The sequence below is a fragment of the Candidatus Paracaedibacteraceae bacterium genome (genome assembly GCA_019636055.1).
In the GTDB taxonomy this organism is placed as follows: domain Bacteria; phylum Pseudomonadota; class Alphaproteobacteria; order Paracaedibacterales; family Paracaedibacteraceae; genus Paracaedibacter.
Genome location: JAHBYH010000001.1, coordinates 703495 through 730068, shown reverse-complemented (window position 1 = coordinate 730068; position 26574 = coordinate 703495). Strand labels below are relative to the sequence as shown.

General features: G+C 41.7%; 27 protein-coding genes. 21 read left to right on the top strand and 6 right to left on the bottom strand.

The genetic code is table 11. The annotated features are described in order from the left end of the window. From KF820_03485 to KF820_03410, 16 genes are all read left to right on the top strand, one after another. Positions 1–1123: hypothetical protein (locus KF820_03485; protein MBX3457407.1), on the top strand; the 1123-nt coding region annotated here is incomplete at its 5' end. Positions 1124–1310: 187 nt separating this feature from the next. Further along, the gene (locus KF820_03480) at positions 1311–2543 is read left to right on the top strand and encodes a hypothetical protein (protein ID MBX3457406.1); all 1233 of its coding nucleotides are present in this window, start codon (positions 1311–1313) and stop codon (positions 2541–2543) included. A 156-nt stretch (positions 2544–2699) separates the two neighbouring features. Continuing rightward, a complete protein-coding gene (gene parC, locus KF820_03475) occupies positions 2700–4928 on the top strand; it encodes a DNA topoisomerase IV subunit A (GenBank protein ID MBX3457405.1) in 2229 nt (742 codons plus the stop codon). A 769-nt stretch (positions 4929–5697) separates the two neighbouring features. Beyond that, positions 5698–8397: a DNA mismatch repair protein MutS gene (gene mutS / locus KF820_03470; GenBank protein MBX3457404.1), complete on the top strand. Its 2700-nt coding sequence runs from the start codon at positions 5698–5700 to the stop codon at positions 8395–8397. Between the two features lie 110 nt (positions 8398–8507). Then, a complete protein-coding gene (tatA, locus tag KF820_03465) occupies positions 8508–8684 on the top strand; it encodes a twin-arginine translocase TatA/TatE family subunit (protein ID MBX3457403.1) in 177 nt (58 codons plus the stop codon). After that, the gene (locus KF820_03460) at positions 8684–8884 is read left to right on the top strand and encodes a hypothetical protein (GenBank protein MBX3457402.1); all 201 of its coding nucleotides are present in this window, start codon (positions 8684–8686) and stop codon (positions 8882–8884) included. Before tatA ends, KF820_03460 begins: the two co-directional genes overlap by 1 nt. Then, positions 8871–9653: a twin-arginine translocase subunit TatC gene (gene tatC, locus KF820_03455; GenBank protein MBX3457401.1), complete on the top strand. Its 783-nt coding sequence runs from the start codon at positions 8871–8873 to the stop codon at positions 9651–9653. Before KF820_03460 ends, tatC begins: the two co-directional genes overlap by 14 nt. Beyond that, entirely contained in the window at positions 9646–10935 is a 1290-nt protein-coding gene (gene serS, locus KF820_03450) for a serine--tRNA ligase (GenBank protein MBX3457400.1), read from the top strand. The genes tatC and serS overlap by 8 nt, the downstream gene beginning before the upstream one ends. A 212-nt stretch (positions 10936–11147) precedes the next feature. Then, positions 11148–11843: a hypothetical protein gene (locus KF820_03445; GenBank protein ID MBX3457399.1), complete on the top strand. Its 696-nt coding sequence runs from the start codon at positions 11148–11150 to the stop codon at positions 11841–11843. A 72-nt stretch (positions 11844–11915) separates the two neighbouring features. Beyond that, positions 11916–12692 (top strand): 5'/3'-nucleotidase SurE, encoded by a 777-nt coding sequence (gene surE / locus KF820_03440; protein MBX3457398.1) that lies wholly within the window; start codon positions 11916–11918, stop codon positions 12690–12692. Further along, positions 12679–13548 carry a M23 family metallopeptidase gene (locus tag KF820_03435; protein ID MBX3457397.1) on the top strand — a complete coding sequence of 290 codons (870 nt, stop codon included), beginning with the start codon at positions 12679–12681 and terminating at the stop codon, positions 13546–13548. Before surE ends, KF820_03435 begins: the two co-directional genes overlap by 14 nt. Positions 13549–13577: 29 nt before the next feature. Further along, positions 13578–13955, top strand: coding sequence for a preprotein translocase subunit YajC (gene yajC, locus KF820_03430; protein ID MBX3457396.1), 378 nt, complete (start codon positions 13578–13580; stop codon positions 13953–13955). Between the two features lie 6 nt (positions 13956–13961). Then, the gene (secD, locus tag KF820_03425; GenBank protein ID MBX3457395.1) at positions 13962–15551 is read left to right on the top strand and encodes a protein translocase subunit SecD; all 1590 of its coding nucleotides are present in this window, start codon (positions 13962–13964) and stop codon (positions 15549–15551) included. A 15-nt stretch (positions 15552–15566) separates the two neighbouring features. After that, positions 15567–16502 (top strand): protein translocase subunit SecF, encoded by a 936-nt coding sequence (gene secF / locus KF820_03420; GenBank protein MBX3457394.1) that lies wholly within the window; start codon positions 15567–15569, stop codon positions 16500–16502. A gap of 44 nt (positions 16503–16546) precedes the next feature. Continuing rightward, positions 16547–16846: a GTP cyclohydrolase gene (locus tag KF820_03415; GenBank protein ID MBX3457393.1), complete on the top strand. Its 300-nt coding sequence runs from the start codon at positions 16547–16549 to the stop codon at positions 16844–16846. A gap of 370 nt (positions 16847–17216) precedes the next feature. Beyond that, the gene (locus tag KF820_03410) at positions 17217–17576 is read left to right on the top strand and encodes a hypothetical protein (GenBank protein ID MBX3457392.1); all 360 of its coding nucleotides are present in this window, start codon (positions 17217–17219) and stop codon (positions 17574–17576) included. A gap of 88 nt (positions 17577–17664) precedes the next feature. Here KF820_03410 and KF820_03405 read toward each other — a convergent pair whose 3' ends face one another. Then, positions 17665–17997, bottom strand: a complete 333-nt coding sequence (locus KF820_03405) for an FKBP-type peptidyl-prolyl cis-trans isomerase (GenBank protein MBX3457391.1) — start codon at positions 17995–17997, stop codon at positions 17665–17667. A gap of 297 nt (positions 17998–18294) precedes the next feature. On the opposite strand from KF820_03405, the gene KF820_03400 reads away from it, so the two are divergent. Then, positions 18295–18753 (top strand): adenylyltransferase/cytidyltransferase family protein, encoded by a 459-nt coding sequence (locus tag KF820_03400; GenBank protein MBX3457390.1) that lies wholly within the window; start codon positions 18295–18297, stop codon positions 18751–18753. Here KF820_03400 and KF820_03395 read toward each other — a convergent pair. The 3 genes from KF820_03395 to KF820_03385 all read right to left on the bottom strand — a co-directional run bounded on the left by KF820_03395 (position 18734) and on the right by KF820_03385 (position 20230). Continuing rightward, the gene (locus tag KF820_03395) at positions 18734–19030 is read right to left on the bottom strand and encodes a hypothetical protein (protein ID MBX3457389.1); all 297 of its coding nucleotides are present in this window, start codon (positions 19028–19030) and stop codon (positions 18734–18736) included. The two genes, KF820_03400 and KF820_03395, sit on opposite strands and share 20 nt — an antisense overlap. Beyond that, complete coding sequence (locus KF820_03390; protein ID MBX3457388.1) at positions 19023–19334, bottom strand: hypothetical protein; 312 nt, start codon at positions 19332–19334, stop codon at positions 19023–19025. The genes KF820_03395 and KF820_03390 overlap by 8 nt, the downstream gene beginning before the upstream one ends. A 131-nt stretch (positions 19335–19465) precedes the next feature. Further along, on the bottom strand, positions 19466–20230 hold the full coding sequence (locus tag KF820_03385) for a hypothetical protein (protein ID MBX3457387.1): 765 nt from the start codon (positions 20228–20230) through the stop codon (positions 19466–19468). 111 nt (positions 20231–20341) lie between these two features. On the opposite strand from KF820_03385, the gene trmD reads away from it, so the two are divergent. The 4 genes from trmD (at position 20342) to KF820_03365 (ending at position 24617) form a co-directional block, all read left to right on the top strand. Next, entirely contained in the window at positions 20342–21046 is a 705-nt protein-coding gene (trmD, locus tag KF820_03380; protein MBX3457386.1) for a tRNA (guanosine(37)-N1)-methyltransferase TrmD, read from the top strand. 9 nt (positions 21047–21055) lie between these two features. Next, positions 21056–21448 carry a 50S ribosomal protein L19 gene (gene rplS / locus KF820_03375; GenBank protein ID MBX3457385.1) on the top strand — a complete coding sequence of 131 codons (393 nt, stop codon included), beginning with the start codon at positions 21056–21058 and terminating at the stop codon, positions 21446–21448. Positions 21449–21722: 274 nt separating this feature from the next. Then, positions 21723–23930 (top strand): hypothetical protein, encoded by a 2208-nt coding sequence (locus tag KF820_03370; protein MBX3457384.1) that lies wholly within the window; start codon positions 21723–21725, stop codon positions 23928–23930. Continuing rightward, positions 23931–24617: a hypothetical protein gene (locus tag KF820_03365; protein ID MBX3457383.1), complete on the top strand. Its 687-nt coding sequence runs from the start codon at positions 23931–23933 to the stop codon at positions 24615–24617. 36 nt (positions 24618–24653) lie between these two features. Here the strand turns inward: KF820_03365 and KF820_03360 are convergent, their stop codons facing one another. Both KF820_03360 and motA read right to left on the bottom strand, forming a co-directional pair. Continuing rightward, positions 24654–25637, bottom strand: a complete 984-nt coding sequence (locus KF820_03360) for an OmpA family protein (protein MBX3457382.1) — start codon at positions 25635–25637, stop codon at positions 24654–24656. Further along, the gene (motA, locus tag KF820_03355) at positions 25638–26498 is read right to left on the bottom strand and encodes a flagellar motor stator protein MotA (protein ID MBX3457381.1); all 861 of its coding nucleotides are present in this window, start codon (positions 26496–26498) and stop codon (positions 25638–25640) included. Positions 26499–26574 lie beyond the last annotated feature (76 nt).

Sequence of the window (26574 nt, the reverse complement as noted above, 5' to 3'; positions counted from 1 at the left end):
AAAGCTTGTTTATGCTTCGGAGAATCTGGATTATAAACAGGGCCAGCATGCAGGCACGCACAATACCATTAAATACATAAAAGAAGCTAAAGACAATTTCCCTGATCAGTATGTCCTACCCTTTCCTCTACACACCAAATTCATTGACTTTGATGGCATTTATGGCGAAGCAACTATTGATGCAGGAATAATTATCGGCGTATGGCCAATCATGTATGTCAGCAGGCCAGATGCAACTGCTGATGATGGTATAGTCAAAGGTCCAATTGATACAACTTGGCATGATTTAGATAATCATTTCTTGAGATTTAAAAATAATCCTGTTTGGTTTTTAAAAATGCCGAACTTTATCTTGAACTACCTGACCATAGACAACGACGTGGTATTATATTTATTCAAGAAAACTCATGAAGACGGTCTTAATTTTTCTGATCTTACTGTTGATAGAACTGACTTTATTCCTTTTTATATAGAGATGATAAATTTTGTGTTGGTAGCAATATCTCACCATATCCCCCAGTTTAAAAATCTTAAAACAATTAATGAAAATCAGCTTAATGGTATACTTCAGGAAACAGCAACCCAGCAACATAAAGATATAAATCAAATTACCCTTTATGACGTTTTGGATAACTTGATCTATAAGAAAGACGATTCCCTTTCAAATTTAATTGGTCCAGAAATAAGATTTATGGACAGATTGATTGAGGGCACGGGATTAGGTAGCGCCATACATGATCAAATGCGTAGTATTAATGACGGAGATCTTCTCTTTTCAGACATTAAAATTAATAGGGTTGATTTATTTCCGTTTTATATAGACAGGATAAACTCTGTATTAACAGCAATATCTCATCATATCCCCCAGTTTAAAAACCTTAAAAAAATTAATGAAAATCAGCTTAATGGTATACTTCAGGAAACAGCAACCCAACAACATAAAGATAAAAATCAAATTACCGTTTATGACGTTTTGAATAATTTAATCTTTGGAAATGGCCAAACAATCGATCATAATTCTAAAAATCTAACACGATCAGAAAAATTTTTCATAGATTTATTGCTTGTAGGACGACATTTACAGGATGCCCTTTCAAGCAGCGAAATACAACCTGTAAAGTGAGAGATTTCCAACCTCTATGACCAATGTGGCTGTACAGCTAAGGTTTTCTTTTAAATTATAGCTTTGCTAGTCGGAAAGGATGATTGCGTTTGATTGAGTATAGAGATTAATTTCACGTTACCTTAACCAAATTTTAAAACTTATACACCATACTTGTACTACTTGAATAATTTCCGGAGTTACATCTATGAATACCTTAATCAAGTTATCAGCTTTTATTTTCATGATTGGCTTAGCTAATGCAGATTTTATTAAAGACCAAATGCAACAAAAAATTGCGGTCATACAAAAGTTCAAAGATGCCAAAATTGATGAAAAATACAAGGTTGGCCTTGATGCGTTAGAAAAACTTGTAACAGATATTCTCCCGGATATCTTGCCCAACCTCCCCATGGATGATCCAAAATATCCAGAACAATTACAAAACAACTATAGAACAAAAAAACTACCGATTATAAAGAGATATATGGATAACGACTTTCTCGTTTTTCGCATGGGAATTTCCCAGTATTACAGAAATGATCAGGAAAAGAGCCAACAAATCTTAGAACGGATGACTCGCCTCTTTCAAGAGTATAATCAAGAGTCATACACCTGCATGGACTATCTGGAATTCATGGGGAAGCTTGTTTATGCTTCGGAGAACGTGGATTATGGAGCGACTGGTGATTTTATGATACTACAACAAGATATTGATGCGCAAAAAGAAAGCTTCCCTTTCTCAGAGCAAAGAATATTTGCGTTCCCTCTACACACCAAATTCATTGACTTTGACGGCATTTATGGCGAAGCAACTATTGATGCAGGAATAATTATCGGCGTATGGCCAATCATGTATGTCAGCAGGCCAGATGCAACTGCTGATGCAGATATATTCAGAGGTCCTATTAGTACAACTTGGCATGATTTAGGTAATCATTTCTCGATATTTAAAAATAATCCTGCTTGGTTTTTAAAAATGCCAGAGCTGATTTTGAATCATCTTGTCATCGACAATGATTTAGTTCAATACTTATTTCTTAACTTTCATGAATACGGTGGTAGTTTTCCATCAATAACCGTAGAAAGAGATGATTTACTCCCTCTTTATCTAGAGCAAATAAACTATGTACTAAAAAAAATATCCCAACATATATTACAATTCAAAGACTTCAAAACAATCGATGAGGTTCAATTCAGGACTATTCTTCACGAAATAAAAAAAGAAAATAGTAAAGATAAAACTACTATGTCCAATATTCTAAATAAGCTTGTCTTTGGGGGGAATGAAACAGTTGACCGTAATACTAAAAACTTAAGTTCACTTGAACGTATACTCATAGGAAACTTGTTTTTTGGCCTGTCTTTACGTGACGCCATAGCTGCGCAAGAGCGATGGAAAGAAACGTTGGCGTTGAAGAACAATACCCTATTAAATTGAACATACGGAAATAACGCGTTCAAATAGTCACCGGATCTTCCTATATTGAATTGACGTTATCACACCACCACCCCAAACACCTCGACCAAAACTCTTGATTCATAGGGGGTAAGTTAGCATATACTAAATATATGTACATTACTGAACGGATGAGTCATGACCAAAGTAGCTGAGATAATTAATGACGTCCCTTTTGAAAAGGCGCTGGGTGACCGGTATTTAGCCTATGCCTTATCGACCATTATTTCACGGTCATTGCCTGATGTTCGCGATGGTCTTAAGCCTGTGCACCGTCGACTGATTTATGCCATGCAGCAATTGCGCTTAAATCCAAACTCTCCATTTAAAAAGTCCGCTCGTGTTGTTGGTGACGTCATGGGTAAGTTTCACCCCCATGGCGACCAAGCCATTTATGATGCACTGGTGCGATTGGCACAGGACTTTTCTGTTCGATACCCCTTGATTGATGGTCAAGGCAACTTTGGGAACATTGACGGGGATAACGCCGCCGCCATGCGGTATACTGAGGCTCGCCTGACTGACCTTGCTGTGATGTTGATGGAAGGGATCGATGAAAACGCCATTGATTTCCGCCCAACCTATGACGGTGAAGCTGATGAGCCTTTGGTTTTCCCGGCAGCCTTCCCAAACATTCTTGCTAATGGCGCCAGTGGTATTGCCGTTGGTATGGCAACTTCCATCCCGCCCCATAACTTGGCTGAACTGTGTCAAGCAATGATTCATCTGATTGATAAACCAAACTGTACAGTTGCCGACTTGATGCAATTTGTCCCCGCCCCTGATTTTCCAACAGGGGGAATTTTGGTTGAATCCCCTGAATCCATGCTTAGGTCTTACGAGACAGGCCGCGGCAGCTTTAGAATGCGAGCACGTTGGGAAACCGAACAACAAAAGGCCGGAACCTATCAGATTATCGTTACAGAAATCCCCTATCAGGTTGGAAAGTCTAAACTAATTGAGAAAATCGCTGAACTATTAAACGCTAAGAAATTACCGCTTCTGGATGATGTTCGTGATGAATCGGCCGATGACATTCGCATTGTCCTTGTCCCGAAAAGCCGGAATGTAGATCCTGAGGTTTTGATGGAATCCCTGTTCAAAGCAACAGATCTTGAATCCCGATTCTCCCTCAATATGAACGTTCTTGATGGGGGGCGTACACCAAAGGTTATGTCCTTAAAAGACGTGCTGCAGGCCTTTTTGAACCACCGTCAAGATGTCTTAGTCCGCCGATCGAATCACCGCATTGATCAGATTACGTCGCGCCTTGAAATCCTAGAAGGCTATTTGATTGCCTATCTCAATATTGATGAAGTGATCCGCATCATTCGTGAAGAAGACGAGCCCAAAACCTATATGATCGAAAAATTCAACCTCACCGACAATCAGGTTGAAGCGATTTTGAACATGCGCCTCAGGGCTTTACGTAAACTCCAAGAAATTGAGATCCGTCAAGAATACACAGATTTAACAAAAGAGCGCGAAGATCTACAAACGTTACTCGCAACAGAAAATCTACAATGGAAACGCATTAAATCCGACATCAAAGCCATTGAAAAGAAATACGGTCTTGATACCCCTGTTGGCAAACGTCGCACAACCTTGGCCGAAGCCCCATCGGCGGTCATCATCCCAATCGAGGCTGTCATTGAGCGCGAAGATGTGACGATTGTTTGCTCTCAGATGGGATGGATTCGTTGCATCAAGGGACACAACGTTAACCCGGATGACATCAAATACAAAGAAGGCGATGGTCCTGGATCCGTCATTCAGGGCGAGACAACGGATAAAATTCTTGTGTTTGCGACAAACGGTAAATTCTATACCATTGGGGTTGATAAACTCCCGGGTGGACGCGGGCACGGCGAGCCGATTCGCATGATGATCGAGTTGGATAATAATGAAGAGATCTTAAACCTCAGCGTTGTCAAGCCTGGTCAAAACACACAATACCTTCTGGCCTCAACGGACTCACGCGGCTTCATCGTCTCAACCGACGATGTGATGGCCCAGACCCGTCAAGGCAAACAAGTGATGACCCTGGGGGATGAGGGTGCAAAAGCCATGGCCTGCCTCGAGATCACTGGCGACATGATCGCCTGTATCGGTGAAAACCGTAAACTCTTGGTCTTTCCGGTCTCTGATATGCCGTCCCTATCCCGTGGTCGCGGCGTCATGATCCAAAAATACCGCCAAGGCAACCTCAGCGATATTAAAATATTTAGTGAGACAGAAGGGCTTAGCTGGAGCAGAAATGGCAAGCGTACTACGGAAAAAGACCTCCTCATGTGGAAAGGACGCCGCGCAACCCTAGGCCGCCTCGCACCAATCGGTTTCCCACGCAGTAATAAGTTTGAGGGGTAAAGTATATATGACACCTACGAAAAAACTCAGTCTCTCTGAAAAAATAACGTTCATGGAGGCCCTAAACCTGGGACGGGCGATTAGCCTAAGGTATTTTTATATACCTTATCACTGTTAATGCTATACCCGTGTTTTGCTCTAGTACTTAGCTTATTTTTATCTCTGGGAGAAGGACGCAGCAACACACAGAACCCTTTAAGTGAAACATCCTTACTCGCTGGCATATTGAATCTCATAAACAGTTACTTCGAACTAGATCATTCATCGATTATACCTTATTTTTTATATACAACCTACACCCTTAGCTTTGTTTTAGTTTATGATGCTGTAAAAACAACATTCGGAAATGAATATACACAACATTACGTCTTTAAAAACATCACTCCAATTAAAAATCTATATTTTTCAATCATAATTTTTATAGCGCAAAATATTTGCATATTTCCTTACACGTTGGCATCCCAAACAGGCCCCGACCTCATTAAGCACAATATTATATCTTATTTCAGTATATTTCGGTATTTTTCCTACAGCGAAATACGTACCTATTTAACTCAGCATTCAAACACATCAATAGTTCAGATAACGATCTTTCTTATCACCCCCCATGTCATGACCTTGCTTTGGACACAAACCCCACTTCTCGGAACAAGAATCAATGTCACGCGCAAACCTAAGGACGACATAAAACGGACTTAAACACTTATTCCTAGACTTCTTTTTCTAGATTCAGTACCTTAAACTAAAGTAACTTTATCTTAAAAAAATTATGGAACTTAAGCCCCCCTCCCCCACTCTTCGAGCGACCTCTCCCTCAAGGGGAGAGGTGCTAGTCGATCTATTTTCTGCCCCTGCCCAACAACCAATTGAACAAAAACCACAAGAAAAAACCGTCAAATTGACCCCGGTTATGGCGCAGTATCAAGATATGAAACAGGAGTATCCCGATGCCCTGCTGTTCTTTCGGTTAGGAGATTTTTATGAGTTGTTCTTCGAAGATGCGGTTACCGCAGCAAAAGCTCTAGATATTGTCCTCACCAAACGCGGCAAGAACGAAGGCGAAGATATCCCCATGTGCGGCGTTCCTGCCCACGCTTATGAGTCGTATCTGGCTCGATTAATTCAAAAAGGATTTAAGGTTGCTGTCTGCGAGCAAATGGAAGACCCGGCTGAAGCTAAAAAGCGCGGTGCCAAAGGCCCTCTAAAACGCGATGTCGTTCGTGTTGTCACGCCAGGAACAATTACCGAAGAGAATCTCCTCGAAGCTCGGCAAAGTAACTTTCTAATTGCCATCTCTCCTGTCACCAATCATCAAATTGGGATTGCGTGCATTGACCTTTCGACCGGAGCCTTTCTTGTTGAATCAACCGATATGTCTGGCCTTCCCGGTGTTTTATCTCGTCTTAATCCGGCAGAAATTATTATCCCTGACCGCCTGATGATGGAACCGACTTTGTACGATCACTTGGCCCAGTGGAAGAAAAAACTCTCGCCCCTGCCTCTTGCTCGATTTGATCTTGAAAATGGGCGATTACGTCTGGAAAGTGCTTATAAAGTCAAAACAATTGATGCCTTTGGCACATTTAATTCAGCAGAGATTCGCGCTGCCGGAACCTTGATTGATTATATCCACGTCACACAAAAGGCGTCCCTTCGTCTGGTGGATCGCCCGCGTCAGATCAAACCAAACTCCATCATGACAATCGATGCACCGACACGTCGAAGCCTTGAACTTCACCTGACTCAGTCAGGACAACGTCAGGGCTCGTTACTTGAGACAATCGATTATACCGTCACGGCTGCGGGCAGTCGCCTCCTTAGCATGCAGTTGGCAGCCCCCCTCCTCAGTCTTGTCGCTATCCAAGAGCGTCAAGACAATGTGACGTATTTTGTCCAGAATAAAAATGAACGTAATCATGTTCGGGATTGCCTAAAGCAGACACCGGATATGGAGCGAGCCTTGTCTCGGATCAATATGATGCGCGGATCTCCGCGAGATCTCGCGTGTCTACGTGATGGGCTTGCCATGGCTATGCAGATCCGTCATTACTTTGATGGTGTTGAAACATCATCTGGCTTAGGCAAACACTTGCAACGTTTAGGTCATCATACCCCTATTGTTGACAAACTCAATCGTGCCTTGGCTGATGAGCTCCCCTTTTATACACGCGATGGTGGTTTTATCCGCGAAGGATTCCACGGTGAACTCGATACTTACCGCTATTTGCGAGACAATACTAAAGATCATATCGCTCAACTGCAAGCGGACTATGTCGCACGCACAGGCATTACCACACTAAAAATTAAACATAACAATATTATTGGCTACCACATCGATGTGACACCAAGCCATGCCAACAAAATCCCTGATGATTTTATCCACCGACAAACATTGGCGTCATCTCTGCGTTATTCAACACCGGAACTCGCTGAACTCGAGCGGAAAATCACAGGAGCTGCCCAACAAGTTATGGAAATTGAGCTCCGGCTTTTTGCCGATCTTGTCCAAGATATCCAACAAGTAACCGACGATATCCTGCGTTGTTGCCGGTCTTTGGCAGCCATCGATGTCTCAGCAGCCTTAGCCCAATTAGCAGAACATCAGAATTTTTGCTGTCCTGTTGTCGATGAATCCCTTGCCTTTAATGTGGAAGGCGGATTTCACCCTGTCATCGCGGATCTCCTGAAAGCAAAAAGCGAAGAATCCTTTGTTGCCAATTCATGCAGATTCAATGATGACACAAAAATGTTTTTGATCACGGGGCCTAACATGGCTGGTAAAAGTACATACTTGCGCCAAAATGCTCTAATTGCCATTTTAGCCCAAATGGGAAGCTATGTCCCAGCAACTAGCGCCCAGATTGGGATTGTTGATCGCATATTCTCGCGCGTTGGCGCCTCTGATGACCTTGCCTCTGGACGATCAACCTTCATGGTTGAAATGGTTGAAACAGCCGCAATCTTGCACCAAGCAACCGAACGCTCTTTTGTCATTCTAGACGAAATTGGCCGCGGAACAGCAACCTATGACGGCCTATCCATTGCATGGGCCGTCACAGAGCATATTTGTCAGACGAACCACAGCCGAACATTATTTGCCACCCATTACCACGAATTGACTCAACTCAAAGATAAGATTCCAACATTAAAATGCCTCACCGTTCGCATCAAAGAATGGGATGGAAAAGTTATCTTCATGCACGAAGTCATCGAAGGCTCAGCCGATAAGTCTTATGGGATTCATGTAGCAGCATTAGCCGGTCTTCCCGAATCTGTTATCCACCGCGCAACAGGCATATTGTCAGGCCTTGAATCAGAACGAAACGACATAACCATACCAGACACGCCTGTTGTAGCCACAACAACGGTCAGCCAGTTAGAGCGTCAACTTTTGTCCCTGGATGTGGACAGCCTATCGCCTCGACAAGCTTTAGATACGTTGTATGCGCTAAAAAAGCAAGCTAGGTAAGATTAACTTACTCAGACGCTGAACACACAGCGAATAATTCTTTATTTTATTGATATTTCAAGGCTATACTAGCCTCAAGATTAACTACCACCCCCTATCAAGGATTCGTTATGGGATTTAGTTTTGGACATTTAATTTTACTGCTGATCATCGTTCTGGTTGTTTTCGGTGTAGGCAAACTCCCCCAAGTCATGGGCGATCTTGGCAAAGGGATTCGTGCCTTTAAGGATGGGATGAAAGAGGGCGAAAAAGAAGACGAGATAAAGAAAGACAATAAGGAAAAGTAATGTTTGACTTTGCTTGGTCTCATTATGCGCTATTGCTCATAGTTGCTGTCATCCTATTAGGCCCCAAAGAAATTCCTGTAGTCTTACGTTTTATTGGACGTTGGGTTGGAAAAATTCGCATCCTGACTTCTGAATGGCGCGAGTACATTGACCATATTGCCCAAGATACCCCAAAGGACAAAGATGATGACAAGTCCTGACCATGATGCACCTCAACCAATAGTCAGCCATCTTATTGAATTACGCACACGCTTCATTCGTGTCTTGGTTGCTTTTTTTATTATATCTTGTGCTTGTTACGGTATCTCAGATCATATTTTTAACTTCCTCCTAACTCCCCTACACCATGTTTTGAGCGAGTTAGGACTTGAACGCAAACTCATCTATACCGGATTAACCGAGGCTTTTTTAACCTATATTAAGGTTGCTTTATTCTCTGGCTTTTTTATCACGTTCCCCTATCTAGCTAGTCAGATCTGGCTTTTTATCTCACCTGGTTTATTCCTCCATGAACGGAAAATCTTAAGTTCAGTCCTTATCGCCACCCCCTTCTTTTTCTTAATGGGAGCCTCATTTGCCTATTGGGTCATATTTCCCAACGCCTATAAGTTCTTTCTAAGCTTTGAAGTTGCCGGCAGTGCTGGTACCATCCCCATTCAATTAGAGGCAAGAGTCTCAGAATATCTAAGTTTTGTAATGCGCCTGATTATGGCTTTTGGCATTAGCTTTCAGCTCCCTGTTTTATTGACCGTCTTAGCGAGTCTCGGCATGGTAACAAAAAAAGGGCTCATTGAAAAATGGCGTATTTCTGTGGTAAGTATATTTGCAGTGGCCGCTGTTATTACCCCGCCTGACATCTTAAGCATGGTTGGACTTGCAGCACCATTAGTACTCTTGTACGGCCTGTCAATCATTGCGGTTGCACGGGTTCAAGCAATTCGTGAAAAGAAAGAACAGAACCATGCATGATCTTAAATTAATTCGATCAAATCCTGAAATTCTTGATGCGTCCATGAAACGCCGAGGAAAAGATCCCGTCTCAGGAAGCATATTAAAGATTGATGAAGCCAACCGAGCGATCACAACAGAATTGCAAGAACTCCAGTCTCGACGCAACCAGATTGCAAAGTCATTTGGCGAAGCCAAGCGCACAGGCCAAGATACAACAGCTCTTGCAGCCGAAGCCGACACCATAAAATCAAAAATTACAGAGCTTGAGGCAAAATCAGCTGAACTTAGCCAACAACTTCACGACGAAGTTTCCGGTCTTCCCAACTTAGTCGGTGCCGATACCCCGGATGGACTGGATGAATCCGCTAATGTTGAAATTCGCAAAGTTGGCGAACCCCGTTCATTTGATTTTGAGCCTAAAGCCCATTATGATTTGGGCGAAGCGCTTGAAAAAATGGACTTTGAAGTTGCTGCAAAACTAACAGGATCTCGCTTTGTCGTCCTCTATCAAGAACTCGCGCGTATGGAACGAGCTTTGGCTATGTTCATGATCGATGTACACACATCAAAGTTTGATTATACCGAAGTCTATACCCCAATTTTAGTTAACGATAAAACCATGTTTGGTACAGGCCAGCTTCCTAAATTTAAAGACGACCAATTCCAAACGACAAGCGGCTATTGGATGATCCCAACCGCCGAAGTGGTCTTAACCAACCTTGTGGCTGAAGAAATTCTCGCTGAAGATAAACTCCCTCTTCGCTTTACCTCTTACACACCATGTTTCCGCGCAGAAGCAGGAGCCGCCGGTCGTGATACCCGTGGTATGATTCGCCAACATCAATTTGGAAAAGTTGAGTTGGTTAGCATTGTTCACCCAAGTAAATCGCAAGAAGAACATGAACGGATGACTCAGGCAGCAGAACACATTTTACAGGCTCTGAAATTGCCGTATCGCGTTCTAACACTCTGTGCAGGCGACATGGGCTTTTCAGCACAAAAGACCTATGATCTTGAAGTGTGGCTACCAAGTCAAAACACATACCGCGAAATATCAAGTTGTTCGAATTGCGGGGACTTCCAAGCCCGTCGTATGAATGCTCGTTTCAAACCAGCTGCCACAGCTGATAACCCGAAACCAGCCAATGAGTTTGTCCATACATTAAATGGCTCGGGATTAGCGATTGGTCGCACGATGGTCGCAATCTTAGAAAACTACCAAGAAGCAGACGGAAGCATCAAAGTACCGGACGTATTAATTCCTTATATGGGCGGGGTTGACGTTATCCAAAAGAACTAGAAACAGGCCCCCCTATTTTTGATATTATAGTTATTCAAGTTGAGATTAGAAGCAGAAACAAGAAGCAAAGCGTACACTTAGTACGTGAGCGACGCAGTTACCATGTCCAATGGCTAATATGAATGACAATACTTTCATCAAAATTAACGCCTCATTAATCATCGAGCAATTATAATAGGTGTAGAATATGTAACCTACTTATGAGATTCGATATGACTTACAAAGCTTCAGCTCTTTTCATCCTAACAATAGCTCTATCAACAAATGGCCATGCAAAAAAAGACGATTATGCAGCTTGTATGAAAAAAGCTCAAAAACAATTTGACTCATGCACCAAAGAAAATAAAAAGCGTGAAAAAAGGGGAGTAGCGGCTATTAACTGCGGAGCCATTCAAATTTTAGCGAACAAGCTCTGTGAAGAACAACATCCGATTAATCACACAACATTTGATTCAAAACGATCAAGCCAAGCAACATCTTCCGACACCGCATCAACATCATCACAACAATCCAGCACCCCATCTCCAGACTCTTCTCCTCGTTCAAGTGAGCCGGTTTGGTCAAACGCGGATAACGACATACTCGATACCTACCATATGTCCAGTGATGGTTTTCTAGAGGGATTAACCAGTAGAAAAGAATGTAAAGAAAAAATCCGCGAGTTGCTTGAAAAAATTAAGCACACACAAAATAGCAATGATGTTCCACCAGAGTTAATCAGAGCACTAAATAAACTCTGCACCATCAGCTTTCCCCAAGAACCCAGACATAGCCGATCTATATCAAGTCATTCATTTCCAACACCATCTCTTCTGGACAATATGAATAAAGCTAGCAGCAGTTCATCATCGACACCAGAAGATGGATCTCTAAGCCAAAATCCGATGAGAAATCCTGCGCTTGACTAGAACAACAAGTCAACCCTTATTCATTATTTCCCGAAACTTGACGACAATGTCTTAGGGCAATATAATGTCATTATGCGCATTTTATTAAGTAATGATGATGGCATTAATGCCCCGGGGCTTAAAGCCCTTGAGACCATTGCTCGTCAATTGACGGACGATGTGTGGATTGTCGCCCCCGAACTTGACCAAAGCGGGGCAGCTCATTCGTTAACATTAAGAGACCCCCTTCGTGTGAGAGAAATTTCTGACAAGAAATATGCCTTATCAGGAACGCCGACTGATTGCGTCTTATTCGCAGTCAATCACCTTTTAAAAGATAAAGCTCCTGACCTCGTTTTGTCCGGGGTCAACCACGGTGCAAACCTTGCCGAAGACATCACTTACTCAGGAACCGTAGCGGCCGCGATGGAAGGATCTCTTCTCCACATTCCATCGATTGCTATCAGTTTGTGTGTGAATAAAGGGCATCCTGCGAAATGGTCAACAGCAGAAAAGCATGTTCCTGATATCCTGTCACACCTTATCAAGACTCAACTTGATCCATATACGTTAATTAACATTAATGTTCCTGATGTTATTGCCCTCTCCGTCAAAGGCATCCGCGTTACTCGTCAAGGTCAGAGAACCTACCAAGACGAACTTCATGAGTGCGTCGATCCACGCGGAAAAAAATACTACTGGGTGGGGATTGTCAACCACGACGGTTCAGGTGAAGCAGGAACAGATCTGGATGCTATCGCAAATGGTTTTATTTCAATCACACCATTATCGCTTGACTTTACTCACGAAAAATCTCTAACTAAACTGAACGAAGTATTTTCAAAGGAATATAATAATGAAGCTGCGTAATTTGATGATCGTCATGCTGGCAGCCAGTGCTTTAACTGGATGTTCAACCAGAAAAGGCGGACCAGCCGATGTTGAATACGACACCTACCAAAGTCCCTATCACGTTGTGGGGCGTGGCGAGACAATCGCCAGCATTGCAAAATCATATCATATTGATAAACGTGAATTGGTTCGTCTAAATGGCATGAAACCCCCTTATCGTATTGTTGTCGGCCAAAAGCTGTTGGTTGGCGCTCACTCAGCTAAACGTCACGATGAGTTTTATTCCCCAGCCGAGGATGCCCCCCAACAAGGTGATGTTCAGGTAAACACACTAGCCCCTCTACCAGGAACAGAAGAAACACCTGAAAATCACGAAGAATTAGGTGCCCCTCAAAGTATAGAGCAAGGAGAAGAGGTAACATCAACATCAGAAGACGATTCCATCACTCAGCAAAATGCCAACGATTCAGAAAAAACCTATAAACCATTAGGCCAATCACCAAAATCAGCCGCATTCTTTAGCTGGCCCGTCCGCGGAAAAATTGCCAAAGGATTTTCATCGGGTAAAGGCGGACATTCTGGTATTAATATTACAGCCCCTAAAGGTACGCCAGTTAAGGCTGCTAACAATGGTGTCGTTAGTCGAACAGAACAAATTCCCGGTTATGGAAAAGTTATTTTGATTCGTCATGACAAAGGGATGATTACAGTTTACGCTCACTTAGACCAAATTACCGTCAAACGCGGCGATGTCGTCGAAGCAGGACAAAAAATTGGCACGGTTGGTAAAACAGGTAACGTCAAGGAACCACAACTACACTTTAAAATCAATAAGGGGAAAACCCCTGTTGACCCTGCAACCATGCTGGACTAAGCTAGAATTTATTATTAGAGGAGAAAAAAATGGCTCAAGGTGGCTTTGATATTATGGCATTTATGCCGTTGATTATGATTTTTGTGATTTTCTATTTTCTGTTGATTCGTCCTCAACAAAAGAAAATGAAAGAACATCAATCCATGTTATCTGCAATTCGCCGTGGCGATCGTATTGTCACAAACGGCGGGTTAATTGGCCTTGTGAACAAGGTAACATCTGATTCTGAACTTCTTGTTGAAATTGCAGACAATGTAAAAGTTCGCGTTGCGCGTAGCATGATCGCTGAAGTCTTGACAAAAACAGAAGCTGTCAATTCTGATGAACCAAAAGCAGAAAAAACCGAAGCCCCGGCCAAAAAGGCTCCGGCTAAGAAAGCAACCAAGACCGTTGTTAAAAAGGACTAAAATCCCATGTTAAACATCGCACGCTGGAAATCAGCTCTTATCGTTCTTGTGTGCATCCTTGGGGTAGTATTTTCTATCCCCAATATGGTTTCTGACGAGTCTCGTAAAAACTTGCCAGAATGGATGCAAAGTACATTCAACCTAGGACTTGAACTTCAAGGAGGATCACACCTTCAACTCGAAGTCGATATGAAGACAGTTCTAAAAGATTATGCTGATAACTTACTTGACGAAGTCAGAACAGCGTTGCGATCAGAAAAACTTGGATATACATCCCTTGTTCTGACGCCGGATCGCAGAGGTGTTACTGTAACTCTTCGAGATCCAAATCAACTTACAACGGCCAAATCAGCCTTAAGAAAAGCAACAGCAGATTTAATCACAAACTATGATGAATCCGGAAAAGTTACGATTTCGTTATCTGATGAAGTTGAACAAAAAGTCAAAGCCAAGGCTTTGGAGAAATCCATCGAAGTCATTCGTCGTCGTGTTGATGAATCCGGAACAAAAGAACCCCTGATTCAACGTCAAGGAACAGATCGCATCATCTTACAGCTTCCAGGTGTCGATAATCCTGCTGAAGTTAAAAAACTTATCGGTAAAACAGCTAAAATGGAATTCCGTTTGGTTGATCATGATGCAGGGAATATTGGACTTGATGCGAATGGTCGACCGACAGGTGCTGTCCCTATGGGGTCTGAAGTCCTTCGCTCTCGCGAACATGGTGACCGTGAGGGTTATGTTGTTGTCAAAAAACAAGTGGCCATAACGGGCGACCGCCTCGTAGATGCTCAGTTTAACTTCCACGAAGCAACTCCGGGCGTATCCATCACATTCGATGCAGTCGGTGCAAAAAAATTCGCTGAAATCACAGCAAACAATGTTAATCGTCAGTTTGCCATTATCTTGGATAATGTGGTTATCAGCCATCCAAATATTAAAGAGCCTCTCATGGGAGGATCAGCCTTTATCAGTGGTGGATTTAAACCCGCAGAAGCTCAAGAACTAGCCCTTCTCTTGCGTGCAGGTGCCTTACCAGCCCCATTAAATGTTATTGAAGAAAGAACCGTTGGGCCGAGCCTCGGGGCAGATTCAATTATGGACGGAAAACGTGCAACGATCTATGCCTTTATTTTTGTGGCAATCTTTATGATCTTGAACTATTCCTTGTTCGGTGCCTTTGCTGACGTTGCGTTGATCTTTAACCTGATCTTATTGTTTTCAGCACTGTCTTTGTTGGGCGCAACCTTAACCCTGCCTGGTATTGCGGGTATCGCACTCACCATCGGTATGGCTGTTGATGCGAACGTTTTGATTTATGAACGGATAAAAGAAGAACTCAGGCACAATGTAAAGCCCGTCATGGCGATTGATGCCGGCTATAGAAAAGCCTTGATGACAATTCTTGACTCGAACATCACAACATTAATCGGTTCAGCAGTTTTGTTTGAGTTCGGATCCGGGCCAATCCGTGGATTTGCGGTCACTCTGGCTCTGGGTATTGTTATATCCTTGTTTACGGCCCTGTCCCTTACACGTCTGATCATCATTGTTTGGGCACGTCGTCAACGTGCTATCAGCAACTTGCCAATCTAAGAAGAGGTTAATAACATGGCACTTATTCGTTTAGTACCAAGCAACGTTAACATTAACTTTGTTGGCATTCGCTTTATTACATTTATCATATCATCACTGGTTATTTTAGCGACTTTATTTACGATCAGCACAAAAGGATTAAACTACGGCATTGATTTCCAAGGCGGTTACATCTTTGAAGTTCGCTTAAAAGAAACACCCAACGTCCCTGAACTCAGAGAAAAACTTGAATCCCTAAATCTAGGAGAAACAGCCATTCAAAAGTTTGGCGGGGATACGGATGTTCTCATCCGCGTTGAGCGCAAAACAGTCGAAGGCATGTCAGAAAACGAAGCGCAACAGACCGTGATCGATCGCGTTAAAGCAACAATTGGTCAAGATCAAGATTACCGCCGGATCGAAACCATTGGCCCAAAAGTCGGAGAAGAGCTGGTTCACAACAGTATGAAAGCTGTTCTATTTGCCTTGGCAGCCATGCTTATTTACATTGCAGTTCGATTTGAATGGCAGTTTGCCGTTTGCGGTATCGTTGCCTTGATGCACGACACCGTTGCAATCTTAGCCTTGTTTTCGATATTACCTTTTGAATTCAATGAAACAGCCATTATTGCGATTCTAATCACAGCAGGCTACTCGATCAATGACACAATTGTTATTTTTGACCGTATTCGTGAGAATTTACGTAAATACAAGAAAATGGAACTTGGTGAATTGATTAATAAAAGCTTGAATGAAACGTTGTCCCGTACAGTTCTTACAGCAACAACAACATTGACGTCTCTTCTGGCTCTTTATTTCTTTGGTGGCAGTGTGATTTCATCTTTCAGCTTACCAATCCTCATTGGTATTATGGTTGGTTCATTCTCATCCATCTTTTTGGCGTCCCCTCTCTTGCTTTATTTAAACCTAAAGAGAGGAACAGAGGTAGGGGCACCTGCCAACAGCAACTAACCGAAAGGACTGAGAAATCAGTCCTTTTTTCAAAAGAGGAACTAATGTCCACCAATTTATTTATTATCAAAATCACCTATACAGCCCCTATTGAAGAAATAGACATACATTTAGCCGACCATCGTGCCTATTTAGATCAATGCTATGCACATGGGCATTACTTAGTATCTGGTCCTCAAATTCCTCGAACAGGAGGGATTATCATCGCGCAAGGATCGTCTCAATCAGATATTGATAAGTTAATGGCAAACGATCCATTTACGATTCATGGTTTAATTGAATATGAGTTAACTAGATTTGAAGCTGTTAAAAGCATAGATACTATCAAAGACTGGCTGAAATAGCATTAAGCTAATGTGAATTCGATATAAGAGCAGCTTGAATAAAACATCATCTCTGATTAACAAAATTAGGTTTTCGTTAGAAAGCCCTAACTTTGGTTGATAGGAGATATAGATTTACTAACGACTTCCTAGATTTCCGACAAAGAAATTCTTACCGTTTTATTAGAGAAATAAGAATTCCTAGCCGAAAATGATGTGATGAACTTCCAAGCTCAAACCGAATAGCTATACAACGAATTCACGTTAGGATGAATTGTTTTGGATAACTTTTTGGATGGCAACGCAATATTTTTAACGATTGACAATAGCTCTAATCAATCTATAATAAAAATTTAATTTATTAAAAACTTATAAAAGATAAAATATTTCGATGAAAAAAACCATCTCTCTTTTAACAATTCTTTGCGCAAATGGTCATGTTAGCGCCAATGATGAGCCCACCTTTGAACAACAAAAACAAATTTTTGTTCAGTATAATACTCTAGAAAATATTCATCGTTCAAACATTCAAGATCCATCTCAAACAAAATATGGTTTAATCATCATGCAGCATTTGAAGATCACGGCAAATGAACAACACTTCAAAGATTTTCTAGAAAAAGTAAGAGAAGAAAATGATTTTCTCTCCGATTTATATACAAAAGCTGATTATATCCTCGATAGTTTCAATGATTCATTTTTTTGGTCTGAGCAAGGAGTTTTAGTTCAATTTCCGGCAATACGGCGCTAGAAAAGTTCTCTGAATGATTATGGAGATAAAAGGCAATAAAAAACCTTCTTAAATCAAGAAGGTTTTTTAATAAATGAGATAAGATCAATTATCCCTCGACTGAGATTAACTCAACGTCAAATTCCAAAGTTGCATTTGGTGGGATAACCGCACCAGCACCGCGTTCACCATATGCCATGTTGGATGGGATAAGCAGAGTACGCTTACCACCAACTTTCATACCTTGTACGCCTTCGTCCCACCCCTTAATCACTTGACCAACACCCAACATAAAGCGGAATGGTTGGTTACGATCAACAGATGAATCAAACTTTGTACCATCGGTTAGTCGGCCTGTATAGTGAACTGTAACGAGTTTACCAGCTAAAGCCTCAATACCATCACCAACTTTTTCATCGTTAATAACAAGTTTATCTGTCATTTTTGTCTCCTGTTTTTTCTCTTCTTTTACGTTTAGCTGACTATCAGCCTGCACATCTGCATAAGCGCTTGCAACAAGTCCCATAAGTGCCATTAATTTAATCATCTTCCACTTCCCAAATTGACTATATAATCTTTACTATGGTTACGGAGATGGCCTATAAAATGCAATAAAAATCGACAAGTTAGTCAACATTTTAATACACAAAAATCACTTGCATAGATTATCAAATGGATTCTGTCTTCACAAAAAGTTTCTCTCTGTTAAAATTAACTCAACAACTCAAGGAAAATCATCATGATCCCTCCCAAAATCATCCATAATTTTACCCCATACGCCCCGATAAAAGATTCAGTTTTGGTTGGGGGGTGTTTCGATCTTTTGCATTATGGTCACCTTTGTTTTTTAAGAGCCGCAGCTGAACATGGACCTGTCATTGTTGCTCTTGAACCAGATGAATCAATACGTGTTAATAAGAAAAGCCCTCCAATTCACGCACAACACCAACGAGCCGAAATATTAAGTGAACTCAGATGTGTCCATCAAATTATTTGCCTGCCACCGGTCCTAAGGAATTTTGAAGACTACCTTAACCTTGTTCAAAAGGTAAAGCCGGCAACCCTCGCAGTTACAGAGGGAGACCCCCAAGTTAAAAATAAAATGCGTCAGGCCGAAGCTATCGGAGCCAAAGTTATCGTCGTAAACACCTTAATTGAAGGGCTATCTAGCAGCTTAATCAGAGCGACCCACCTCTAGGTCGCCTTGACATATTCGAAGGCAAATTGCGTACAGGAACAAATTCCGCACCAACAGGCATATTTAAGTCAGAATCATAGGATATTGATCGGACAGCTTGAATCATTCCAACAAGTGTTGATATCAAAATAAAGGTTATTAACATCGGATCTAACTGATGATAAAAATCAATGACTTGAAAATAAGCACAGGCGATAAGGGCACTGGCTCCCAGAAAAAAAGAAAGCACTGAAGACACGATAAATGTGCGGATAAATGCAAATATATGCTTAGTCACGGTACTTCTCCTGTGAATTAAGTCTCACTTTAATTAATTGAAATTGACTCGATTTATAAAGTCTAAAATAATGCGCAATCAGACTAACGCTTGTCCCACCAATCACAGCCCTCAACAATTGAAGGAAATCTGAATTATATAAATAATGGCCATCCCCAAAATAGGATATAAAAACAATCGACACCCCGCCTATCAGCAAAATAGCAATCATAGATACAAGGATTGGAAGAACAGTTTTACGCACGCGCCCAAATGGTCGGTGCCACTGATCTTTATAGAAGTTCTTTGAGTCCTGATAGTTCATAATCATCCTGATTAAAAGGGTTGATATGTACTATCAGAATCTCAGAAAAAAGTTAACAGGGAGTTGATATACAAATGATCAAGAGTATGGTTAATAAACCGTATAGTTATCCCCAACCTCAAAAATAAGTATTAACTAATATTCGTAGCCGACGCTTTCCTAGCGGCTTGATGACCCGTTGGAACCCTGCCTATAGGACTTGAGTTGCTACGCTGAAGGGACGCTGTCGCATTAAACGCTATTCTTAAACCACGAAGTGTCGGAACAAACTGATCGATTGAACCATAAATATCATCACTGAACAACTCAGGTTTGATCGCTGATTCAGCATAAGAGGATAACATGCCCGATCCCTTAATCAACCGAACCCATGACTTCTCAGCGAAATAAAACTGGGCGATTTTGGGCATCCACCTTGAATAATAACGAATAATCTGATCTAGATTATCTCCCCACCCCCTCAACATCTGGGTACGTATTTCAGGAGAGTCAATGCGATTGATCCGTTCATACATTGTTATTTGATTATCAGCAAGGTTTTTAAAAATATGATTCCATAAATGAATCATTCGAGTCAAATTTGCCAATGACAACATCAGGTCTTCGGGTCGCATAACACTTAAGTCACTACCTTTTAACTCAATGCGGTCAAATCGAATTTTATATTGGTTTGCAACATTTTCAAAAAAATCTCTAAAGCTTTTAGTTCCCGTAAAGAGCACATCATCAAACCTTAAAATAACTTGCCCTTCAGTTGCCTTAACCGTATCTTGAATAAAATCATCAAAATCAGGACTTTGTGCCCACGCATAAAAATCTTTAAATTCAGCCACATTCCGGACATCTTGGGTTTGCAGCCCAAGAGCGAGAGAAATATAAAGTAAAACTATTTTCATTGTCTGTCTTTTCTTTTTAGATAGAAATAAGTAGTCATGAATAAAAAACAATAGGAAATTCCAAGATTTCGCCCTATTTTAGTAAGAAATACACCTTATACTAGATTTATCATGACATTTCATGCAACTGTTGTAACCCTATTCCCCGAAATGTTCCCCGGATCCTTGGGGAGATCCTTAACGGGAAAAGCTTTGGATGACGGCAAATGGCATCTTGACACAGTGCAAATCCGCGACCATGCGCAAGATAAACACCTTACCGTTGACGATACGCCCTATGGCGGGGGAGCCGGGATGGTCATGAAACCGGATGTGGTGGATCGCGCCCTGACTGCCGCAAAAGAAAAGGGATCTCCTAACCGTAAGCTGATTTATCTAACCCCCCGCGGTAAACCTTTCTGTCAAGCCATGGCTCATGATTATGCTAATACTGACGGACTAATTTTACTGTGCGGCCGTTACGAAGGTGTCGATCATCGCGTCGTTGAAGAATGGGACATGGAAGAGGTCAGCATTGGTGACTATGTCTTGACCGGTGGTGAATTACCCGCTCAAATTTTACTTGATGCAACGGTTCGACTCCTTCCCGATGTCTTGGGAAACAAAAAATCTTTAGAAAATGAGAGTTTTGAGCTTGGAATTTTAGAACATCCGCAGTATACTAAACCTCAAAACTGGAAAAATAAGATCGTGCCTGGTGTGCTGCTCTCAGGCGATCATCAAAAAATTGCCGAATGGCGCCAGGAAGAAGCAGAAAGAATAACGCGAGAGCGTCGGCCAGATTTATGGCAAGCGTTTCTCAAAACTCGTATTTAGGAGTTATTCATGAACTTGTTACAAAAGTTGGAACACGAGCAACAAACTCGATTGTCCGAAGGCAAGGTGATCCCAGAATTCAAAGCCGGTGACACCGTCCGTGTAAATGTTAAAGTTGTCGAAGGTGAACGTACTCGCGTTCAGCCATACGAAGGTGTTGTCATCGGTCGTCGCAATGCAGGCGTTCGCTCAACATTCCGCGTTCGCAAATTATCATCCGGTGAAGGCGTTGAGCGTGTATTCCACCTCTTCTCACCAAACATTACCGTAGAACTTGTTCGTTCTGGTCGTGTTCGCCGAGCAAAGCTTTATTACTTGCGTGGACGCACAGGTAAAAGAGCTCGTATCGCAGAGCTTAAAAAGCCAAGAGTTGTCGCACAAGCAACAGCTTCAGCTGAATAAGCTTTACCATACTCAAGGGGCGATCTCGGTCGCCCTTTTTTATGCCAAGATTAAACAAATTAAAAGAATAATAATAAGAATTTTTGTTTTATCACGTCATTCAAACAGATTTATAGCATCGTTAGTTCACTAAAAACTATTAAGTCACGCCAGTAATAGGGTCTTATTAGGCTGCTTAATAACAGTGATATTTTTCATTCACTTATGCTATCGAATCTTTCATATGAATTCGTAAACAAAAAATAAGAATAAAAAATTGACTAGGAGGAGAGTCATGAAACAACTACTATTAAGTGCCCTATTGCTGTCTACAGCAACCGGGATGGATACCGATGATCATGGAGCCCCATCAAAAAAACGCTTCCACGATACAATGCAGGGTATTCCAGAGTTACAAAGCGTAAGAGGGCAATCTATCCATCCGGAGCTAGATCGCTGGAAAAAAGAGATTCAAAAAGCAATAACTCTAGGTATCCCGGATGTATGCTATATTATGCTAGATCAAAATGGTCACATGCGCCCTGTTCAAAACTATCAAGAAGCTCAGATGTATCACAGACAAATCCAAGAACGTCGAGCCATTCGAGAACAAGCCCCTGATCGATCAAACCTGAACAAACGAGCGAAATTTATTGAAGAAGAGCTAGGCCTAGGAATCCACCAATGCTTCGGCATCTCTGAAGAGGAATTAGAACGTTTAACTAACATTCAAAATCGGTTAAACCAGTTTCTTGCCCACTCAAAGAGCATCACAGCTGATGCCACTATCCCGGTTCTATCAACATACATCGGATACAAACGGCCAACTCAGCAACCCAATGATCAGATTAATATTCAAGTCGTCAGTATTATTAATCGCCTTATTCCTACGTTGAAAGGCATCCAAGAACTCTTAGATTCTATTTCAGACGAATCTCTTGCAATTGCCCCCAAAACAGCTTTAAAAGGAACAAAAGAAGGATCTGTCCCTGAATTACTTGAGCGAGCAACCTTATTTCTTTCTGAGCAAGCACCAGAAGCAACGTATCTCAGCATTCAAAATCTACTCTCAACCATAAAAACCGCTGATTACGATATTGCACATCACCGTTCTGGGAAAACAGGGGTAAAAGGTTTAACACGGTTAGAAGCGCTTATTGGCGGTTATGAATTTGGATCAACTGATACATTTTACCCTCAAACCCCAAGCCTCTATAATATCATTCTGGGATGCAACCTAGAGGATACCATAAAAGAGCAACTGATCGCATACCGGGGACAACTTCTAGCCATCTCAAGACTTATCACACAATCTGAGTCCCCTAGACTTACAAATGAACACACCATTAACCTACTCTGCCAAAACAACCAACAGCTACGCCTTGTTGCTCAAAGACTTGCAGAGCAACACGAACACAACGATGGTATCACATTAACATACAAAGATGCCGATTCTAACTTGAGCCGTTGGATAAAACAAAGAGCATTCATGCGACTTAACATTCTGCAAACAAGGGCTGATTTCAGCAAGTCTCATCAGGAAGCGCAGGCAAAGACACAAAGACTTGATGACATTAAAAGACGGTTAATAAGAATGTCATCAGATTTTATGGATAGGGCAAAATCATTAGCACCAATCCTTAAAATATTAAAATCACTCGATGAAACACCCACTTTAGATTTAACAACGGCAAATCAATTTGCTGAAGCCATTGAAAGCTTTCTTGCAACCAAACCTGGCCGTATAAGTGTCGACGTATTAGAAGCAAATTTTGGCCAATACTTCCAAACAGCGACGAGAGGTTCTCTGCTTGAGGATCTTGCTTGGTTTAAAAACGAGCAGGTTTCAGTGCAAGATTCAGCTCAAACTGACGCACTCATCACCTCTATTGTTGAAGCACAACAAGCTCACCAAGCCTTCCTTACAGCGCTTGAAAATATTCGGGCCAATCTAACATCCTTAACATTTAGATCCAACAGCGATACAGGAATTGTAAAAACCCAATTCTTTCTAACAGAAATGCTTAGACCTGAAAATAATTATATGACTCTCCCTTCCTCTGAAAGAGCAGACCTATATACGCATACACTAAATGCACTGTTAGATCCCATAATCTGGAGTGATGAGGCTAGAGATTTAGCACAAGCTTTATTTACAGCAGCCCGCGATGCCTATGTGACATCTTGCAAAAAAATAGCAAACATTGCCTTACCCGAGTATGATGAAGGAGAGTCATTTCAACTCCCCGGATTTGAGGCTATTTTAACTGAAGAAACAACAGAACAGGCCAACAATGGGTTTACGCCACCACCACCGCCACCCCCATCAGCATACTCGTGGCCGCGATTACAGTCAGCACTAAATCAACACTTAAAATTAGATCCAAAGTCAAAACAACAGACGGTGGATTTGTTGACTGGTCTGGTTAATACAAACTTAAAATATGCCGATGCAACCATTCCAAACGCTTTAGAATTAAAACAAAAACTGGGATTAAACTAAATGAAAAAAATAATTCTACCTTCCGCTCTTATCCTATCATCCAGCATGGCTAAAATTGATGTCACAGCAGGACTTCTTCTTGGCGGCGCACACGAAAAAAGCAAAATAGCAGAATCCGTCACTATGCCGGCAGACAATTATGCCTTTGGTCAGAAAAATAAAGGCCGAGGGTTCCTGGGTGGCATCAGCATTGGCGCCCAGACGCAAGCATCAAAATTTGTCATTGGGGCTGATGTTGAAGTTTTTGCTGCACAGTCAAAGCAAACAACAACAAAACAACTTGATGATTCTGTTATTGGCCAATCTAAAGTTTATAAACGTGACCTCCGATATCTTGGTGGCTATAACTTTGGCCTGAAAATCGGATATGCGATCACCGAAGGAATGACTATATACCTTCGCCCCATGATCGGTTTAGACCGTTTTGAAACTAAAATTATGTATATGGATGACGTAACAACGCCAATTAACAATCGTCGTAAAAACAATCACGTGATTGCAAAGGGTATCGGCTTTGGGCTTGAAAAACGGGCAGGATCGTTTCTTGTCGGTTTAGAAGGTCGTTATGTCAAAAACGGAACAATCCGACAAACACAGCGTTTTTTTGATGCGCCTCAAGATATTACAAAGCTGAAAACAAAACCAACGCGTTACATGGCGTTGGTCAAAGTCTCGTACGTTTTTTAAGGAATAAGAGGGCATGCGATAGCCCTCTTTTTTAATCTATTCTTTGTTAACTTTTACCTGTCGCAGCAATGTAATAACAACACGACGATTTTCAGGAGCCATCGGATTTTGTGGATCAGCAAGATCCGTATCGGCTTTCCCTTCTATAGCGTTAATCCGGCTTTTATCAACACCATTATTAACCAGAATCCGTCGACTTGCATTAGCCCGATCTGTCGACAATTCCCAGTTTGTTAAAAGAGATCGCTGGGAATATTGATTCGCATCGGTATGCCCAATAATATTAAGTTTATTGGGCACCCCTTTAATGGCTGACGCTATAACCTTTAGAATATCTTCCATTTGTTTATACATACGACTTGAGCCACTCGGGAACATAGCATTCCTCAAATGATCAATAACCTCAATATTAAGCCCATCTTTTGTTAGGCTAATTTTAATATTTTTATTAAGTTCCTTTAGATCCGGCATTTTCTCAAGACTCTGTTTAATTTGTTCACTAACTTCGTTTAGTTTGGATTCTTCTTCCTGTTGCGATTTATAGGTCTGAGCCTGCGATGCTTTAAGAAGCTTATTCTCAATGTCTTTCTTGGCTGAATCCTCTTCCTGTTTTTTGATATCCTCAGTCCGCCCGCCATTATCATTTGCGTTAACATCGGGATGCTCCGTTTCACCCGCAGCAGAACCGCCTTGTCCTCTTTCAGTAGGGGGCATCGGTTTAACTTTTATGATATTTTGCGGGGTATCATCCATAGTTCCTTGAGTTTCTTTGATGGATGTCCCCCCCATGACTCCTTCATATCCACCCCCTTTTGATGTTGAAGCAAACGGATCAAAATAATTAGCAATCCCTCGACGCTGTTCTTCTGATGTTGCATTCAGCAACCACATCAATAAGAAAAATGCCATCATTGCCGTTACAAAGTCAGCATAAGCAATTTTCCAGGCACCACCGTGGTGGCCATGCCCAGAAACTTTTTTTATTTTCTTGATAATCGGTTGAACGGGCTTATCACTCATCTAGGCCCCCGGCAAATTTTGAATAGCCTCTTCCATTTCCGCAAAAGATGGTCGAAAGTCTGTCTCAATACTTTTACGAGCAAATTCAACAGAAATGGCCGGCGCATAACCATTCATACTCGCCAAAATACCGGCTTTCATACAACTGAGATACCGCGATTCGCCTTCCTGCAGGATCTTCACACAACTCGCTAGGGGAGACATGACGCCATATGAAATCAAAATACCCGCAAAAGTACCAACCAAAGCAGCACCAATCAAATGACCTAATATTTCAGGTGGCTGATTAATAGATCCCATTGTGTGGATCACGCCCAAAACAGCAGCAACAATTCCAAGAGCAGGAAAAGACTCCCCAAATGTCGTTAATGTTCCACTGACCGCGTGCTGTTCTTGATGATGGACGTCTAATTCTTCGTTCATTAAGTCTTCGATTTGGTGAACATTTTCTGCGCCCATTGTTAACATCCGCATATAATCACAAAAAAAGTCAGTAGCATGATGATCGTTGACAAAAACAGGAAACCTACTAAAGAGAGAACTATCATGAGGGTTATCCAAATGTGCTTCGAGCTCCAACATTCCCTTTGTTTTTATCAATTTAAAAATTGTATATTGCATCGTCAAAAGCTCAAGAAAATCTGCCTTTGTATATTTGGCTCCTTTAAAAGCCCGGCCATAGGCAGCCCCAATCTTACCCAAAAGATGTTTCGGCGTTGCGATCACCATCGCCCCAGTTGCCGCACCAAAAATAATCACAAATTCAAGGGGCTGCCATAGGACACCAACATGCCCGCCATGAGCTGCATAAGCTCCAATAACGCACCCGAAAACAACAACTATACCGACAATAAATAACATTTACTCACCAAGGCGAACTCGTTCTTAGTCTAAGTTTGCGCCCGCTCGGGTAAAAAAAGAGTAAACTTTCATTTTT

What these genes read in the sequence shown, in the direction of transcription:
- parC (MBX3457405.1), top strand. Translation starts at nt 2,700, where the DNA reads ATGACCAAAGTAGCTGAGATAATTAATGACGTCCCTTTTGAAAAGGCG.
- tatC (MBX3457401.1), top strand. Translation starts at nt 8,871, where the DNA reads ATGACAAGTCCTGACCATGATGCACCTCAACCAATAGTCAGCCATCTT.
- yajC (MBX3457396.1), top strand. Translation starts at nt 13,578, where the DNA reads ATGGCTCAAGGTGGCTTTGATATTATGGCATTTATGCCGTTGATTATG.
- motA (MBX3457381.1), bottom strand. Translation starts at nt 26,498, where the DNA reads ATGTTATTTATTGTCGGTATAGTTGTTGTTTTCGGGTGCGTTATTGGA.
- KF820_03360 (MBX3457382.1), bottom strand. Translation starts at nt 25,637, where the DNA reads ATGAGTGATAAGCCCGTTCAACCGATTATCAAGAAAATAAAAAAAGTT.
- KF820_03370 (MBX3457384.1), top strand. Translation starts at nt 21,723, where the DNA reads ATGAAACAACTACTATTAAGTGCCCTATTGCTGTCTACAGCAACCGGG.
- KF820_03480 (MBX3457406.1), top strand. Translation starts at nt 1,311, where the DNA reads ATGAATACCTTAATCAAGTTATCAGCTTTTATTTTCATGATTGGCTTA.
- mutS (MBX3457404.1), top strand. Translation starts at nt 5,698, where the DNA reads ATGGAACTTAAGCCCCCCTCCCCCACTCTTCGAGCGACCTCTCCCTCA.
- trmD (MBX3457386.1), top strand. Translation starts at nt 20,342, where the DNA reads ATGACATTTCATGCAACTGTTGTAACCCTATTCCCCGAAATGTTCCCC.
- KF820_03410 (MBX3457392.1), top strand. Translation starts at nt 17,217, where the DNA reads ATGAAAAAAACCATCTCTCTTTTAACAATTCTTTGCGCAAATGGTCAT.
- KF820_03400 (MBX3457390.1), top strand. Translation starts at nt 18,295, where the DNA reads ATGATCCCTCCCAAAATCATCCATAATTTTACCCCATACGCCCCGATA.
- KF820_03445 (MBX3457399.1), top strand. Translation starts at nt 11,148, where the DNA reads ATGACTTACAAAGCTTCAGCTCTTTTCATCCTAACAATAGCTCTATCA.
- KF820_03460 (MBX3457402.1), top strand. Translation starts at nt 8,684, where the DNA reads ATGTTTGACTTTGCTTGGTCTCATTATGCGCTATTGCTCATAGTTGCT.
- rplS (MBX3457385.1), top strand. Translation starts at nt 21,056, where the DNA reads ATGAACTTGTTACAAAAGTTGGAACACGAGCAACAAACTCGATTGTCC.
- secF (MBX3457394.1), top strand. Translation starts at nt 15,567, where the DNA reads ATGGCACTTATTCGTTTAGTACCAAGCAACGTTAACATTAACTTTGTT.
- KF820_03405 (MBX3457391.1), bottom strand. Translation starts at nt 17,997, where the DNA reads ATGACAGATAAACTTGTTATTAACGATGAAAAAGTTGGTGATGGTATT.
- serS (MBX3457400.1), top strand. Translation starts at nt 9,646, where the DNA reads ATGCATGATCTTAAATTAATTCGATCAAATCCTGAAATTCTTGATGCG.
- KF820_03415 (MBX3457393.1), top strand. Translation starts at nt 16,547, where the DNA reads ATGTCCACCAATTTATTTATTATCAAAATCACCTATACAGCCCCTATT.
- KF820_03385 (MBX3457387.1), bottom strand. Translation starts at nt 20,230, where the DNA reads ATGAAAATAGTTTTACTTTATATTTCTCTCGCTCTTGGGCTGCAAACC.
- KF820_03390 (MBX3457388.1), bottom strand. Translation starts at nt 19,334, where the DNA reads ATGAACTATCAGGACTCAAAGAACTTCTATAAAGATCAGTGGCACCGA.
- surE (MBX3457398.1), top strand. Translation starts at nt 11,916, where the DNA reads ATGCGCATTTTATTAAGTAATGATGATGGCATTAATGCCCCGGGGCTT.
- secD (MBX3457395.1), top strand. Translation starts at nt 13,962, where the DNA reads ATGTTAAACATCGCACGCTGGAAATCAGCTCTTATCGTTCTTGTGTGC.
- KF820_03365 (MBX3457383.1), top strand. Translation starts at nt 23,931, where the DNA reads ATGAAAAAAATAATTCTACCTTCCGCTCTTATCCTATCATCCAGCATG.
- tatA (MBX3457403.1), top strand. Translation starts at nt 8,508, where the DNA reads ATGGGATTTAGTTTTGGACATTTAATTTTACTGCTGATCATCGTTCTG.
- KF820_03435 (MBX3457397.1), top strand. Translation starts at nt 12,679, where the DNA reads ATGAAGCTGCGTAATTTGATGATCGTCATGCTGGCAGCCAGTGCTTTA.